Below are 15,401 nucleotides of genomic sequence, written 5' to 3'. Positions count from 1 at the left end.
CCTATCCGATGATTTGTTTCATTAAAGTAACCCATTATTATATCTTGGTAGGAAAACCAATAGGAGATTCTAGAATGAAAAAAAGAGTGCGTTTATTTTTACTTATTACAGTATTGATAACATTAGTAGCATGTGATAAAAACAATAAGAAGATGACTATTGCTGCTATTACATTAACTAAGAATGAAGAATCTATAATGAAATTATTGAATGCACAAGATAATAGTAAGATTTTTGATTTTACATTAGATGATACTGTAAAATCCATAATTATTTCTTACCATACTCTAAATAAAGATCAAACGTGGGAAGAACACGGCGCAATGTCAGGTAATATTAATGCTTCATCTGGTAAAATAGGTATCACGATTGATGATGAGTTACAAATATCATTGGAGTCAGGTTCTAAGGGGATTACCACTACGAAAATGAGTATAACTGATTTATTGAATAAGCTTAAGAATTCTGCACAGTGTACCTCTTGGTTATCGGAATCCTCTATTGAACTTGACAAAGAGATTCCACTACTCGTAAAGGCCTATACAGATTCCAATAGTATAATAGGTTATGATACAACCAGTTACTTTAATCCAGAAGGATTAGTTGGTAATGATTTAGTTATCGCAGTAACTGTTTGTTTTTCAGCAGTAAGTAATGAATGATAAAATGTAAGCTTCGGAGCAAATAAAGAAAATTAGGATTTTAATTAAATTAAGGATAAGGGACGTATGCAAACAGAAAAAGTGAAGCTATATGAAAAGTTTTTACCTGGACTAACCGAAGATTGTCCCGATGAATTCGTGTATCTAGCGCAGATATTCAAAGAAAATGTTTTTGAATTAATGGAAAAAAAAGATGAAACACAGTACTATGTTGTATATATGATGAACGATGCAATTGAGAGTTTTCTCGTATTTGAGAACGCTATAATGATAGGTGAATATGAGAAAGAGAACGAAGATATCGCACAAGGAAGATTGGACAGAATCAACAATAATTATATTCTGGTTATAAGACAAGGAGATCGTAATTCCTTTACCATTCGTTTCTCTAGATTACGACTAGAAAACAATCTCTATCAATACCATAACATAGGACATTTTTGGGTAAAGCAGGATGAATATTTAAGACAGATTAATTATAGACTAGGTATTTTGCAGGATAAGTATCAATTTCTGGGTAAAAAGGTGTGTAACCAAGAAGAACTTGAATTATTACCATTATTTGAGTTCACACCATTACGAAATTACATTTGTGTTTCATGGGAAAAGGCAGAAGCATTTAGATCAACAGACCAGGGAATAGAAGCTTTTTTACATTTGGCAAAAGAAGCGAAGGATTATTCTATGGAAAAATGGATTATCAGATATCAGAAACGACAGTCAAAATGTTTGGAATGGATATTGACAAAGATGTTAAAAACAGTTTCACATAAACGAGTGATTGATTTGCTGTTTAATAAGATTGATCAAGCATCAAGAAAATATAGTGAAAGAAGTTTTGGAGTGATGGAAGATCAGTTGATTACGAACTGTCGTGGAAAAATCAAGGAAATCTTGAAACATCATAACAGTATAACCTTTTTAGAAGAACAGCCTTTTAGTGTAGGTGATGAGTTTACCTACACCTTTCATCTGCTACATTGGAAAGAAAATTGGATATTTCGTAAGGTCCAAGTCCATTCCATAGTATTAAAAGGGAGCGACCCTGTTACTTTGGAGAACATATTTGATTTAAGTTTACAGAAATATTTTCATTAAACAGAATCCATTTCCTTTATTACCACAAAATCTTTTTCATAATCTAAAGTTGGTATTTCATTTGCCACTACATTATGAACAGATGCCCTTTTTAATGATCTTATAAGTAATAAGGAAATTGATTTTGTCAGTTTCTCCTTGTATCTCAGCTTCAACATTCTTATCTAATGTATTTTTAACCCAACCAGTTAAATTTAGCCTTTTTGCTAATTCATAGGTTTCTAATCGAAATCCTACCTTCTGAACTCTTCCTGAAAACCTTAGTTTCTTTCTAACGATAGGTGATAAATCAAAATTAGGTATCTTAATATGCTTTACCTGGTTAATTACATATGCATCTCTAAATTTTTTGAAATAGTCTATAAAACGCAAATTGAATCCTCCTTTTTGTTTAAGTACTAATGTACGTTTCTTTCATTATTTACTACGTAATTATGAATATTCAAATATTCATATAAATTTTCTTACTGTAACTCTCTATATTCACTAGGAGAACAGTGATAGTACTTCTTAAATTGCCTTGCAAAATAATTACTATCATTAAAACCAGTCTGGATAGAGATATCGGTAATCGATATAGAGGTATTCTTTAATAACAAACTAGCATAATGCAGTCTTAGTTTTATAACATACTGCATGGGAGAGATATGATAGGTATTGGTAAACACTCTAGAAAAATGTCTTTCTGAAAGATATGCCATCTCCGCGAGTTGCTTTACTGTTATCGATTCAATAAAATGATTTTCAATGTAAGATATTGCATTTGCTATATAGATTAAGTCATACGTATCTGTTTTTTCTGGTAATTTATATATTCTTGAAAGATAGATGATTAAGCGCATAAAGCAAGAATTCAGCATCTCTTGCCACCCATCCATGCGGACTTTATATTCATACATCATTTCATCAATCATAGCACTTACCTTTTCATACTCAGTAAAGTTTAATCTTAATTTACTCTGAAACACGTATTCTTTTGTAATATAAGGTTCTAATACAAATAATGCATGAAATCCTTTTGATTTTTTAATATCAAAATCCTGTGAGAACGTAAGTTCTGGACGAAACATAATATTGCATAGGCGAAAATTCTTTGAATCCTTAAAACCATGTGCTGTATTACTCCCAATAACGAATATATCACCTTTCTTGATTTCATAGGATTCCTCTCCAACAACATGAACCGCTGTACCTTCCATTACAATTACAAGCTCTGTAAAATCCTTATGTACATGCATAAAGAAATCGCCTGAATGATGTCCATATTGAATAAAGAATGGAAAATTATGATCCATTGCGAAAAACTCTAACTTCATTTCATACATAATGCTTACCCCATGTCTTTTTTGTGCTAAGTTCTGACAGAATACTCATTGTCTCCCTTTATATAATAATGATACACTATATACAGTATAGTGCTAGCTATAGATGAAGTCAAGGTTAAGAAAATGCCTATCAATTCAGGAGGAAAATACAATGATATATCAAAATCCAATAATCAAAGGGTTCTATCCAGATCCAAGTGTGTGCAAGGTTGAAGATACCTATTATATGGTTTGCAGTTCCATGCAATACTTTCCTGGAGTACCTTTATTCAAAAGTACAGATTTAATTAACTGGGAACAAATAGGCCACTGTTTAACGAGAAAGAGCCAAATTGCATTAGATAAAGTAAATAGTTCTGGTGGTGTATTTGCGCCATCAATTCGATATAATAATGGACGTTTCTATATGACAACAACAAACGATACAACTCATCAGAATTTCTATGTTTGGACAGATGACATTAACGGGGAATGGTCAGAGCCAATCCATGTTGATCAAGGTGGTATTGACCCCTCTCTATACTTTGAGAAGGATAAGACATATTTTATGAGTAATGGTAGTGATGATTTTGGTGTAAGTGGAATAGTTCAATGTGAGATTGATATTGCCACTGGTAAAAAGCTTACCAAGAGTCAAACGATTTGGCAGGGGATAGGCGGACGTTATCTTGAAGGTCCACATATGTACAAAATTAACGGTATGTATTACCTACTTGCTGCAGAAGGCGGAACAGAATTTGGTCATATGGTTACTTATGCAAAGAGTGATTCCATTTTTGGTCCTTTTGTATCTGATCCAGCTAATCCAGTACTTACGAACCGTAATTTAGGTGGTTATGAAATCCAAGGTGTTGGGCATGGTGATTTAGTAGAAGATAATAATGGGAATTGGTGGCTATTCCATCTTGGATTTCGTCAAATAGGCAGATGGGCAACCTATCACCATCTTGGACGTGAGGTCTTCTTAACCCCAATTACCTTTGGAGAAGATGGTTGGTTTATCGCTGGGGATCATGGTACAACTACACGCCAATTTGAAACAAATCGTATTACCGAAGATGTCATTCAAGAGGAGAAGAGACTCTATACATTCGAGAATACAGACTGGAATACGGATTGGTGTTTCCTTCGTTTACCTTATAATGAGAATTATCAATTAGAAGAAGACCGAATTAAACTTACTGGTACTACAATCTCAATTGATGATATCGACAGCCCAACCTTTGTTGGTCTAAGACAAAGAGATTTTAACGGAATTATTACTTGTGATGTGAGTATAACGAATGGGGAAGCTGGTATTACCATGTACATGGATGAAAATCATCATTATGATTTAGCAATACGCGAGAAACTAGACAATAAGGGAAACTATGAAGTGATTGAGCGACTTAATATCGGGAATATTAAGAGTGTTGAAAACAGCTTTGATCTTACGTCTAATTCGAAGGTTACACTTGTGATTTATTGCGCTAACGAATCCTATACATTTGGGATAAGAGTAAATGGTGAGGAGAGAAGTTTAGGAAATGCCTATACGAGATATCTATCTTCAGAAGTTGCTGGTGGATTCACAGGGGTTATGATTGGTCTATATGCCTATGATTCGGAAGAATCAAATGTAGCAGAGTTTACTAATTTTACATGCGAATATACAGAAAATCCATTACAAATTAATTAATAAAATTATAAACTGTACCAAACAGATGTATTTTTAATTCATATCTGTTTGGTACAGTTTATTTAGGAGCTTCTTAATTAAAAACAAACAGGTCCATCTTCGGTATTTGTTTTACAACTACATTGTCCTTTCGTTGTACCACATACTTGCGTTTCAGCTGGTGTTTCGGATTGGACGCGTGCTAGGGTTGTGTTATCACAACGACGATTTTGAAGTACACATAAAGGATTAGGAGCTGTTTCAAAACGATAGTCATGACCTTTGCATTTAATATATCGCTCTATTACATTATGACTAGCCACACAATTAACATTATGATTTACTATGTCTTGATAGAAGAAAAATGGATCATCTGGAGTTAATTCATTTAATGGAACAACACATTCCCATCTTTGTGTATTACCCGTTGTTGTTGCGATAATAGATCGAACATAATCAATGTTTGGACGTAAGCATAATAGCTCAGGAAAGTTACCGCAAGGAATTATCTGTTGCCACTCCGTGCCTTCATATTCCCATAATAAATCTTTTGCTTTATGAAGATGTGCAATTTCTTGGCACAAACATTCTTCCCAGATACAACGAATGCGTTTGTCACATTCTGTTTGCATACAGGAATAGTAAAGATAACATTCTGTATATTCATGTAGTAACAATTCCTCAAGCCATGTTCCTGTAGTATCTTTTAAACTTTCATATTGGCTAACATGTTCCTCTTCAATCATACCAATTTCTTGGTAAAGTCTTCGTCCTAGATCCGATTTATCATATAAGCTAGCAACATTCATATAATAGTTCATAGTCTGTTGTTCTGCTGCAGTGATGATGCCAATATTAAGTTTTGTAAGTATGTTCGATTGGTCATTACATACATAAGGGAAGATACTATCCATTGGATCACGATGTTCGGATATGGTAGGACGCGCAGGTGTTATTTCAGTATAACCACCCACCAATTTCTTAGGACAGATACCATATTCATAATTAAGTAGGTTAGAATAGCGATAGAGATGATCAAAATCTTCTAATAAAGCAAAATTAAGAGCATTTCTAACGTTACAATCTGGTTCTTGCTTGGCAAGGACAGAAGTAAGATCTACCGCGAGTTGTTCATATGTTATTGTATGTTCGAGTATAGATTCGTTTTTGGGCTTTAGACAACTAATTCTTTTTTGCTGTTGTTGTTCTACTCTTCTTAGAGTTGCTAGTTCACGTCTTAAATCATTATCGGTACAATGTCTTGAAAAATTACGTGAAAACCATTGTGCTTCAAATTCAGTACCATTCATCAAAACAATACGGCATTTCGTATATGGGTCCACTGTCTCCTTATTATATGGACAGGGGTACATGGTATTCCAATCCATAAAGGTTCTCTCAATTGGTAGAGGTTTTTCTTCAAAAGGATTAAAACTCTGCATAACGCCTCTTTATTTATTTGTTCCTTATAATATATGAAACATCTTATGGTTATTGCATGTATGAATAGAATTTATAATCGTATAAGGATATTATTTTCAAACAGTATATTTAGAACGGGCTTTCCCAAGAGGATTTGACTTGACAGCTTCACGTAAAGTATTATCATCAATATGTGTATAGATTTCAGTTGTTGATATACTTTCATGCCCCAAAATGGTTTGCAATTTTCTTATATCAACACCATTTTGATACATAATGGTAGCAGCAGTGTGTCGCAACTTATGTGGAGTATATTTTTGAGCATCCGCTACACCAGATTGTACAATACACTTTTTCACCATAATCTCAACTGTTCTATGACGTATTGGTGTTTTGTGAGTGGATAAAAAAAGAATATCTCTATATTGTGAATCTGTCTCAATCTCTAATCGTACTTTTAAGTATTCCTCCAATGCTTCTAAACAAGCATCATTTAGATACACGGTTCTTTCCTTGTTTCCTTTTCCTATAATCGTAAGAATATCCCCAGATATTTTTGATATCTGAATACTACATAATTCGGAAAGTCTGAGTCCGCAATTCAAAAACAAAGTCAATATACAGTAATCCCTCGTATAATTTTTCTTTCTGGAATCTAATGATTCTAGCAAATTAAGACTTTGTTCTAATGAAAGATGAACAGGTTGACGTTTTTGAATCTTCGGGGATTCTAATTCAAGTGCAGGATTGTGAGATAAAACTTTTTCCTTTGCATACAAGTAGTTATAGTAAGATTTTAACGTTGCAACCTTTCTTGCCCTAGCGTAAGCTCCGTTATCTCGATATTTCTTAACAAATAAAAGAAACGCATATAAATCATTTAACTGTATAGAGTCTATGAACGTATAATCGATATCTCGAATATCAATTGCTTCAAATGGAGTATTGCCAGGAACTTTTTGCTTATATAGCAATAGAAAACGAAAGAAGATAGTTAAATCACTTTTATAACCTTCTATGGTATTACTTGATTTCCCTCTAATTGTGCCTAGATATAGCAGAAAATTCTGCGCACTAGTTGGTAAATTATCTTGTTTTGTATTAAATATATCGTAAATCAATTCTTTCTCCTTAGTATGTATAACACATTACAACATCGTCTAATAGTATTATAACAGAAAGCAAACATAAGTTCTACGATAATTATGGTTTACACAAAATAGATTTTTGTGTATGATTAGAGTAGATTAATACCAGTAGACAAAATACTAAATATTTGAAATATATAGGAGTATTATTAATGAAGATAAATTTTACGAACACCACTAGTATAATAGCTGTACAGCGTATGGAATCATTATATCTAATATCAATAGCATTACATGACTTATATATACCAATGGTATTTGACACTGGTGCTACGATGACAGTAATGAAGCGAACAACTGCTTCAAGATTTCAGGCTATCGCATGTTCTGAAACAGTAAAAGCTGGTGGCAATGCCGGACAAATATTAACTGCTAATACTGCAATTATACCGTTAATGCAAATTGGTGAAGTCACCATAGAAGATCTGCAAGTCATTGTAGTAGAAGATGAGCAATTGGATTTTGGTGAAGATGATAATGGAAATCCTATCATAGTTAATGGTTTCTTAGGTTGGGATATTATTCAACACTTTAAGTGGGAATATGACAGAATAGGAAACACAATCAATATAACCAAACCAATCCCTGAACGGCTATCTTCTAATATGGAAGAATGGGACAATATGCCGATACTTCGCACATTAATTAATGGGAGAGTAGAATTATTTGGTTTTGATACTGGTAATACAGAAAGTATTCTTGGTGATCATATGTATCATAGATTGCCTGAATCTTCAGAAACGTTAGATGTCTTAACTGGTGTTGACGGTACGAAAGAAGAGACGGTTCGTATAGTTGAGAAGTTATCTTTAGAGATTGGGAACCAGATTGTTGTATTGAATCAAGTTTCAGCTATTAACAGAAAAGTATTTCCTACAGAATATGAACAAATTAATGGGTTACTTGGGGCAGACATCCTAGAGGAGAAAAGTTGGATGCTGGATTTTAGTAACCGAATCTTAGATGTTGAACGATCTTGATAAGAATGGTTATGAAAATCACCATTCTTATCAAAATAACTATGGTGATTCAAATCACCTTTTATCATACTGTAGATAATTAGTAACAACGATTTACTAATTCGTATTAAGAAACTTATTTCTTTTGATTATTACTATACCCACTAAGATAATAATTGTAACAACAGCCAGATATACAAAACTAAACTTTAAGATCGTTGACATAGTGACCATGAGATATAAAAAGGCACTGTCATTAGGGAATGTTGTAAGCAAACTACCTATGAATACATTCTCCATCCAATCAAAGCACATCCCACACACAGGAATAAGTGCCAATAATTTAATCAATCTAGAGTGGTTTTTTAATTTCTCTAAAACATACAAAATAGTGAAGCCATAGAAAGCAGCATAGGTAATTGGATAAAAGAAATCCACAATGAAGAATTTGCTAAGATAAAAATCACGCCCTTTTTGACCTAGTTCTTGTAAAGTTTGCATCATAAACTCTTTAGAATTATAGAAATTCAAATCCAAAATAGCAGTTCCACCAGATATAAGCTCTACTTGTTTAGCGACATGTCGCATAAAAGTAAGCATAATAAGGAATAGAGCTAGCGATAGAATAACGTATGAAAATCTTATCTTTTTCATCTTTCACCTCTTGTAAATTTTACACATATGTGTCATTATTAATTACTATACTTTTGCGTATTACTTTTGTCAATACAACAAGAAAAAGATATACATATCAGGTAAATGTGTGTCAGGAGGCCATTATGAGTAAAAGTTTAAATCCATCAGCAATTCGTTCAAGAGAGTTGATAATACAAGCATTACTATTACTTATGGAAAACAAACGTTATGAATCCATTACAATTAGTGAAATTGTATATGAAGCACAACTTGTAAGAAAAACCTTTTATCGGCACTTTGTAAACAAAGATGCAGTTTTGAATGAATATGTAAATTTATTATTTTCTCAATATATTAATTTATTAAAGTCATCTAATTGTCATAATGTGCAGCAAAGTGCAGTAGTCTATTTTGAATTTTGGAGTAATAATATAGCTTTTTTAAAGGTGCTTCAAAAGAATGATTTACTGCATTTTATTTTGAATAAGTATGATGAATTGTTACCATTAATCAATAAGATGTTCCCTTGTAAAAAGACTGCAAATTCAATTGAACAAGAATATTCGATCTCTTATTCTACTGGTGGATATTGGAATATTCTGTGTAAATGGATTGACCGAGATTTTATAGAATCTCCAACGGAAATGGCAAGGATATATGAAAACATAGTTTTACATTCAATTATTGATGAATAACCGCAACGTTAAATAATTTAGAAACTTAATATAACCATTGGTTACTTTTTGTGAATAAAAAGTAACAACAATTCACTTGTTTGTATATCGGGTCTTTGCTATTCTATAAGTAGCAGAGGCCTTTGTTAGTATGAAGAATTGGAGAGATATGAATGAAAATTAACGAATTAATCCGTATGTACAGAAAAGAACAACATCTAACACAAGAACAAGTGGCTAATTATCTAGGCGTAACTGCGCCTGCCGTGAATAAATGGGAGAATGGGATATCCTATCCAGATATCACTCTCTTAGCCCCTTTGGCCAGGATTTTAAAGACAGATATAGATACACTACTTTCTTTCCGTGAGGAACTAACAGATCTGGAAATTGATAAAATAATCCGTGATATCACCGTGGAGATATCAACACGAGGATTTAATCAAACATTCGAGAAAGTATCCAATCTGATTAAGGAGTATCCGAACTGTGATAAACTAATCCTATTTACTGCACAGCTATTGAATGCATACTTATTAATGCAAGACATAGAAGACAAGGGCAAGTACAAAAAGCAAATTACAGCTTGGTATGAAGTGGTTGCTTTTGGTGAAGATAAAGAATTATCAAACATGGCGACTGCGTCACTATGTCAGGATTATGTGGTTAATGGTGAGTATGAAGAAGCACAGAAGTTACTTGATCAAATTCCTCCAGTTGGATTTGATAAAAGAATGATTCAAGCAAACCTTTACAGTAAACAGGAAAAGTACGATGAAGCTTATAAGGTTCACGAAGAGATGGTATATCAGAATGCAAATGGGATTATTGGGAGTTTAATGCAAATAATTCATTTAAAGTGCAAGCAGAAGGAGTATGAGGAGGCTTTGATATATGCAAAACTTGCACGCAATGTAGCAGAGAATTTTGAATTAGGCCAATATATTGCAAGTTCCTCAGAATTTATGATAGCACTGGAGCAGAAAAACAAAGATGAGAGTCTAAGGCTTTTAGAAGAAATGGTTTCTGGCATAAATGAATTAAACGGTATTAGACAGTCATTATATCCGCATATGAAATTTAAACAAGATAATGGTCTTAGTAGTATGAAAGAAATGATTAAAAAGTCATTTGAAAAGGATGAAGAGTTAGACTTTTTAAGAGATGATCCTGCGTTTATACGAATTATGAAAAAGTTGGAAGGTGAAGATGCATAGATAGGAATAAAGACTTTAGTATAAAAACTCCCTTATCCATAGTTTCAGCTGGTATTGTATGGATCATTATGGTAATATTTTTATATAATAAATATATTTCTCATAAAAGATAGGGAGGCAAATACAAGTGAGTAAATTCATAGAAGAATATCCGAAAAGTCATAGACCAGAAATAACTGATTTAGACCAATTTTTTAATAAAGAAATTTCCTGCTTTTTTCGTGAGTTCTCTAACGTTATTTTAGATAAATATGATCTGAGATTTGGTATTCCCACTTGGTCGGAAAAAAATGGTTGGATGTACCGGATTGGAAAATCGGGAGTGTATCTAGTTACTGGGATCATAATAGAGAAGGACCGATTTACTATTGATACTATATCGGTCACAGATACGGATACGTATCACTTGCTACTTGATTATATCCAATCATTCTATAATAAGGAGAATAAAAATTTTCTGGAAAAAATCGCAGAGAAAAATAAGCGTCAGGCAGAGCGGAATAAGATAAGAATTCAAAAAGAAAAACATGAAACTATATTGCAGCAAGATAACGTAATAAAAGATCGGTACAATAAATTCAAATGGCCCGACAAATTGAATATTACTAAATTGAAACAGCTTTATTTGTTAGATTCAAAAGGCATACCAGATGAAGTACTAGCGGACGAGATTGGATTAACTCTTTATCTAAGATGTAAATATGGTAAAGAGGATATGGAGCTTCTGGAAAGATACATGATTAGATGCCATAATTGTAATAGTGTAATTGAAGGTCATGATGATTTCAGAGAATGCAAATGTGGTTATCAATATTCCTATAGAGAATATCGAAGAAACTATCGGAAAAACAATATGCCTTCGGGTGCAGCAGCTAAGGTATTTGATGAGTACATACAAAATTGGATTCGTGCACAAGGTTACAATAGTAAAATGATTTTAATAGATAAGCTTTTACACGAATTTCATTTATCATTGGTTTCCGGGGCTATACATCGTCCTGTGGCCATGAATTTCATTGATGGTACACGTGAAAAAGTAACAAATATTATTAATGAGCTAGCTTATAATTAATATTAGTAAATAAAGCAATCCTAAGTACATAGCGTTTATAAAATATTTCGTTAAATAACAATTTAACGAAATATTTTTATGCTAACATACTTTCTTACTAAAAACGAAACGAGATCACCATTAAATATCACGATATGGAATAAAATGCCACGTCCTAAAATCAATTTTAAGTCATTTGATTTAAAATTACGACTTATCCTATACCTATTAATAAAAAGCGAAAATAGATAAGCAATAGGGCGTATAAAAGAACTTGTATGAATTAACCAATTTACAAGGTAAGAAACTGTATGTAAAAAAGTCGTTATACCTTGAATCACCACTCTCGACCATATATAATGTAACTTATCGGAAGGAAATCAAGCGCGAACAAAGTGAGCATTTGATTTCACCCGATAAGTTAGCGATAGAACGAAGTTCTAGAGCATTATTCGATCACGGAGTGTATCTGATAATTTCTTATCGGAAGGAAATCGGCGCGAACAAAGTGAGCATTTGATTTCACCCGATGATCATTATTCGATTCATAAAGTGCGTCTGATAAAGTGTGTGCACTACGAATATTCAATTAGAAAGGATTCAATACAATGAAGATAATTGCACATAGAGGTTATAGCGGATTATATCCGGAAAATACGATGTTAAGTTTTCAAAAGGCTGTTGAGGCTGGATGCGATGAAATAGAATTAGACGTTCAATTAACAAAGGACAATGTACTTGTTATCATTCATGACGAGAGTATAAAACGTACTACAGATGGTGAAGGTCTTGTGCGCAAATATACATTTGCAGAACTACAAAAATTCAATGCAGCAGAACTACAAAAGAAAGAGTTTGATTTTCTACCCATTCCAAGTTTCGAAGAATACCTTGCATGGGTAAAGACTACGAATGTTACTACAAATATAGAATTAAAAAATAGCAAGTTTTATTATACAAATCTTGAGAAAAAAGTAATCGATTTGCTTACGTCATACGAAATGCTAGATAAAGTAATGTTTTCTTCTTTTAATCATCTATCAATGGCCAAATGTAAACAACTTGCTCCTGAAGTTCCATGTGGAATATTAACGGAACGAGAAATCGGTAACGCGGGATACTATGCAAAGAGTAATGGTATGGAATGTTATCATCCAGATATTACAAAACTTACGACAACAGTAGTAAATAATTGCAAGAAACATGGTATTTTAGTTAATGCGTGGACTGTGAATGATATGGGCCACTTGAAAAAATTATATGACTGGGGTCTTTCTGGAGCTATAACGAATTATCCTGACGTATGTAAAGCATTTATCGAGAAAATCGAAGGTTAGTACCATATCAGAGTAATTTATTATTACTTTCAAAATTATTAGCTGATTTAATGTAATAACAAATTGTTGTCTAAGAGGAATATTAGTATGAATATTAAGATGTCTATCAAGAAAAGAGCAAGCGAGCTTAAGATTAATTTACCGGCTGTTTTTTTAGCTTTAAAAGAAAAAGAAACACCCGTTCTAGCTAAGTGTTTGGCAGCAATTACTATAGTATACGCATTGTCTCCAATAGACTTAATACCAGATTTTATACCTGTATTAGGTTATTTAGATGATATTATATTATTACCGGCATTGATAGCTTGTACGATTAAACTAATACCAAATGAAGTAATGGAAACATGTCGTTCAAAATCACAAAACCTATGGAAAGATGGGAAGCCAAAGAAATGGTATTACGCTATTCCAATCATAGTTATATGGGTATTAATACTATGTAGCATCATTCTATTCTAATACTACCGTACATATTTCATTACAACACTAACAACTAGTAAATAAGAAAAAACTTACATCACTAACATACAATGTAGACAAAAAGGAGAATATGCATGACTAAAGTAACCGTTTGGAACGAATATTACCACGAGAAGGAATACGAAAATATTAGAAAAATATATCCAGAAGGAATTCATAGGTGTATTGCAGGTTTTCTAGAAAAAGATAAGGAGTTTTCTGTTAGAACTGCAACCTTTGATATGCCAGAACATGGTTTAACTGAGGAAGTACTGTCAGATACAGACGTACTAGTTTGGTGGAGCCATGCAAAGCAAGAGGAACTCTCTGATGAAGTTGCTAATCGTATTAAGGATCATGTACATATGGGAATGGGATTTATCGTACTTCATTCTGGACATTATAGCAAACCATTAAAACTATTACTTGGTACATCTATGACATTACGTTGGAGACATGATGATCGTGAACGACTATGGTGCACAGCACCAGCACATCCTATAGCTGCAGGTGTTCCCATGCAATTTGAAATTCCACAAGAAGAAGCCTATGGAGAATATTTTGATATACCAAAACCTGATGATGTTGTCTTCATGGGTTGGTTTGCAAGTGGAGAAGTTTTCAGAAGTGGAGTGACTTTTACTAGAGGACTTGGGAAGATATTTTATTTTCAACCAGGACATGAAGAATACCCGGTATATTATCAAAAAGAAATACAGACAATCCTACATAATGCAGTTTACTGGGCAAAACCACAGTTTCGCAAACGAGAACACCTAGATTGTCCCGAGATAAAAATACCATTAGAATCATCATATTAGACTTAAAGAATAAATATATATCGTCTATATCATCAAACATAGGAGTAAATAATATGAAAATATCAGTATTTTATGATCATCTACTTGAAGCTTGTGAGCAACAAAACATCACAATACAAGAAGCATTGCAAATTACGAAATCCTGCGGTATTAAGGGGATAGAAATCAATCTAACGTGCCTGCTTGAAAACGAAGAATTCATCATGAAAAATCTTCGTGCTCTTGATATGGAAATCAGTTGTATCTATGAATTTTATGACTTTGGTAATTCCACCGACCTTTCTTATGGAAAAGACCATATCCTTGCGGCTAAGAGAACAGGTGCAGATAAGATTTTAATAGTTCCAGGTTTCCTTACTGAGGAAGAAGCTTTTATCATAAACCAAGTATCCGATAATAAAGATACAACCACCAAAGAAATGAATAAGAATTCTAAAGTACTTCAGATGAAGGAGGCATTAATAGGGCTTACCAATTATGCATCTCAAAGTAATATTACCGTAACGTTGGAGGATTTTGATTCTAATACGGCTCCATATGCAAGAGCCAACCAACTATTATGGTTTATGAAAGAAGTTCCGGGCCTTCGATTCACCTTAGATACCGGTAACTTTGTGCATAGCGATGAAAACGTGTTAATCGGTTATGAACTTTTAAAACCATATATTGTTCATGTACATTGTAAAGATAGAGGGATAGAAGAGAATAGGGATGAGAATGGTACATATAACAAAGGTATGGCAGCTTGCCCTACTGGAAGTGGCTATATGCCAATTGGTGAAATTGTAACTAAGCTATTACAGGATCAGTATACTGGTTACTTTGCTATTGAGCACTTTGGTGCTGATAATCAGATTGATTTCATCAAAAGGTCAGCAAACTATATGGAATTAATTGGTTGACAAAGAGAATATGTGTGCTATAATTGTTAGAAA

At 33.1% G+C, this 15,401-nt stretch carries 16 protein-coding genes; 11 read left to right on the top strand and 5 right to left on the bottom strand.

Annotated features, from left to right (window positions below; genetic code table 11):
* Positions 1-74: 74 nt before the first annotated feature.
* Positions 75-662, top strand: coding sequence for a hypothetical protein (locus BUB90_RS05215; protein ID WP_073284077.1), 588 nt, complete (start codon positions 75-77; stop codon positions 660-662).
* 66 nt (positions 663-728) lie between these two features.
* Positions 729-1,760 (top strand): DUF3878 family protein, encoded by a 1,032-nt coding sequence (locus BUB90_RS05210; RefSeq protein WP_073284074.1) that lies wholly within the window; start codon positions 729-731, stop codon positions 1,758-1,760.
* A gap of 72 nt (positions 1,761-1,832) precedes the next feature.
* On the opposite strand, the gene BUB90_RS05205 is transcribed toward BUB90_RS05210, so the two are convergent.
* Positions 1,833-2,132 carry an acylphosphatase gene (locus BUB90_RS05205; protein ID WP_242952486.1) on the bottom strand — a complete coding sequence of 100 codons (300 nt, stop codon included), beginning with the start codon at positions 2,130-2,132 and terminating at the stop codon, positions 1,833-1,835.
* 92 nt (positions 2,133-2,224) lie between these two features.
* Positions 2,225-3,085: an AraC family transcriptional regulator gene (locus tag BUB90_RS05200; protein ID WP_073284068.1), complete on the bottom strand. Its 861-nt coding sequence runs from the start codon at positions 3,083-3,085 to the stop codon at positions 2,225-2,227.
* Positions 3,086-3,236: 151 nt separating this feature from the next.
* Here BUB90_RS05200 and BUB90_RS05195 point away from each other — a divergent pair, with 151 nt between their 5' ends.
* Positions 3,237-4,763, top strand: coding sequence for a glycoside hydrolase family 43 protein (locus tag BUB90_RS05195; protein WP_073284064.1), 1,527 nt, complete (start codon positions 3,237-3,239; stop codon positions 4,761-4,763).
* 77 nt (positions 4,764-4,840) lie between these two features.
* Here BUB90_RS05195 and BUB90_RS05190 read toward each other — a convergent pair whose 3' ends face one another.
* Together BUB90_RS05190 and BUB90_RS05185 are read right to left on the bottom strand one after the other, a co-directional pair.
* Positions 4,841-6,184: a hypothetical protein gene (locus BUB90_RS05190; protein WP_073284059.1), complete on the bottom strand. Its 1,344-nt coding sequence runs from the start codon at positions 6,182-6,184 to the stop codon at positions 4,841-4,843.
* Between the two features lie 96 nt (positions 6,185-6,280).
* Positions 6,281-7,285, bottom strand: coding sequence for a tyrosine recombinase XerC (locus tag BUB90_RS05185; protein WP_073284056.1), 1,005 nt, complete (start codon positions 7,283-7,285; stop codon positions 6,281-6,283).
* Between the two features lie 179 nt (positions 7,286-7,464).
* On the opposite strand from BUB90_RS05185, the gene BUB90_RS05180 reads away from it, so the two are divergent.
* Positions 7,465-8,292 (top strand): aspartyl protease family protein, encoded by an 828-nt coding sequence (locus tag BUB90_RS05180; RefSeq protein WP_073284052.1) that lies wholly within the window; start codon positions 7,465-7,467, stop codon positions 8,290-8,292.
* A 96-nt stretch (positions 8,293-8,388) separates the two neighbouring features.
* On the opposite strand, the gene BUB90_RS05175 is transcribed toward BUB90_RS05180, so the two are convergent.
* A complete protein-coding gene (locus BUB90_RS05175; RefSeq protein ID WP_073284049.1) occupies positions 8,389-8,925 on the bottom strand; it encodes a hypothetical protein in 537 nt (178 codons plus the stop codon).
* A gap of 125 nt (positions 8,926-9,050) precedes the next feature.
* Between BUB90_RS05175 and BUB90_RS05170 the strand changes: the two genes are divergently transcribed.
* The 7 genes from BUB90_RS05170 (at position 9,051) to BUB90_RS05140 (ending at position 15,368) form a co-directional block, all read left to right on the top strand.
* A complete protein-coding gene (locus tag BUB90_RS05170; RefSeq protein WP_073284046.1) occupies positions 9,051-9,602 on the top strand; it encodes a TetR/AcrR family transcriptional regulator in 552 nt (183 codons plus the stop codon).
* Between the two features lie 152 nt (positions 9,603-9,754).
* Complete coding sequence (locus tag BUB90_RS05165) at positions 9,755-10,798, top strand: helix-turn-helix domain-containing protein (RefSeq protein ID WP_073284043.1); 1,044 nt, start codon at positions 9,755-9,757, stop codon at positions 10,796-10,798.
* Positions 10,799-10,925: 127 nt separating this feature from the next.
* Positions 10,926-11,870: a hypothetical protein gene (locus BUB90_RS05160; protein WP_073284040.1), complete on the top strand. Its 945-nt coding sequence runs from the start codon at positions 10,926-10,928 to the stop codon at positions 11,868-11,870.
* Between the two features lie 587 nt (positions 11,871-12,457).
* Positions 12,458-13,186: a glycerophosphodiester phosphodiesterase gene (locus tag BUB90_RS05155; protein ID WP_073284037.1), complete on the top strand. Its 729-nt coding sequence runs from the start codon at positions 12,458-12,460 to the stop codon at positions 13,184-13,186.
* 87 nt (positions 13,187-13,273) lie between these two features.
* A complete protein-coding gene (locus BUB90_RS05150) occupies positions 13,274-13,645 on the top strand; it encodes a YkvA family protein (RefSeq protein WP_330393751.1) in 372 nt (123 codons plus the stop codon).
* Positions 13,646-13,740: 95 nt separating this feature from the next.
* Complete coding sequence (locus tag BUB90_RS05145) at positions 13,741-14,466, top strand: ThuA domain-containing protein (protein ID WP_073284033.1); 726 nt, start codon at positions 13,741-13,743, stop codon at positions 14,464-14,466.
* A 53-nt stretch (positions 14,467-14,519) separates the two neighbouring features.
* Positions 14,520-15,368: a sugar phosphate isomerase/epimerase family protein gene (locus BUB90_RS05140; protein WP_073284029.1), complete on the top strand. Its 849-nt coding sequence runs from the start codon at positions 14,520-14,522 to the stop codon at positions 15,366-15,368.
* Positions 15,369-15,401 lie beyond the last annotated feature (33 nt).

It is taken from the genome of Anaerosporobacter mobilis DSM 15930 (genome assembly GCF_900142955.1).
GTDB lineage: Bacteria > Bacillota > Clostridia > Lachnospirales > Lachnospiraceae > Anaerosporobacter > Anaerosporobacter mobilis.
The sequence above is the reverse complement of the archived record's forward strand: the minus strand, read 5'-3'. Positions and strand labels throughout refer to the sequence as shown.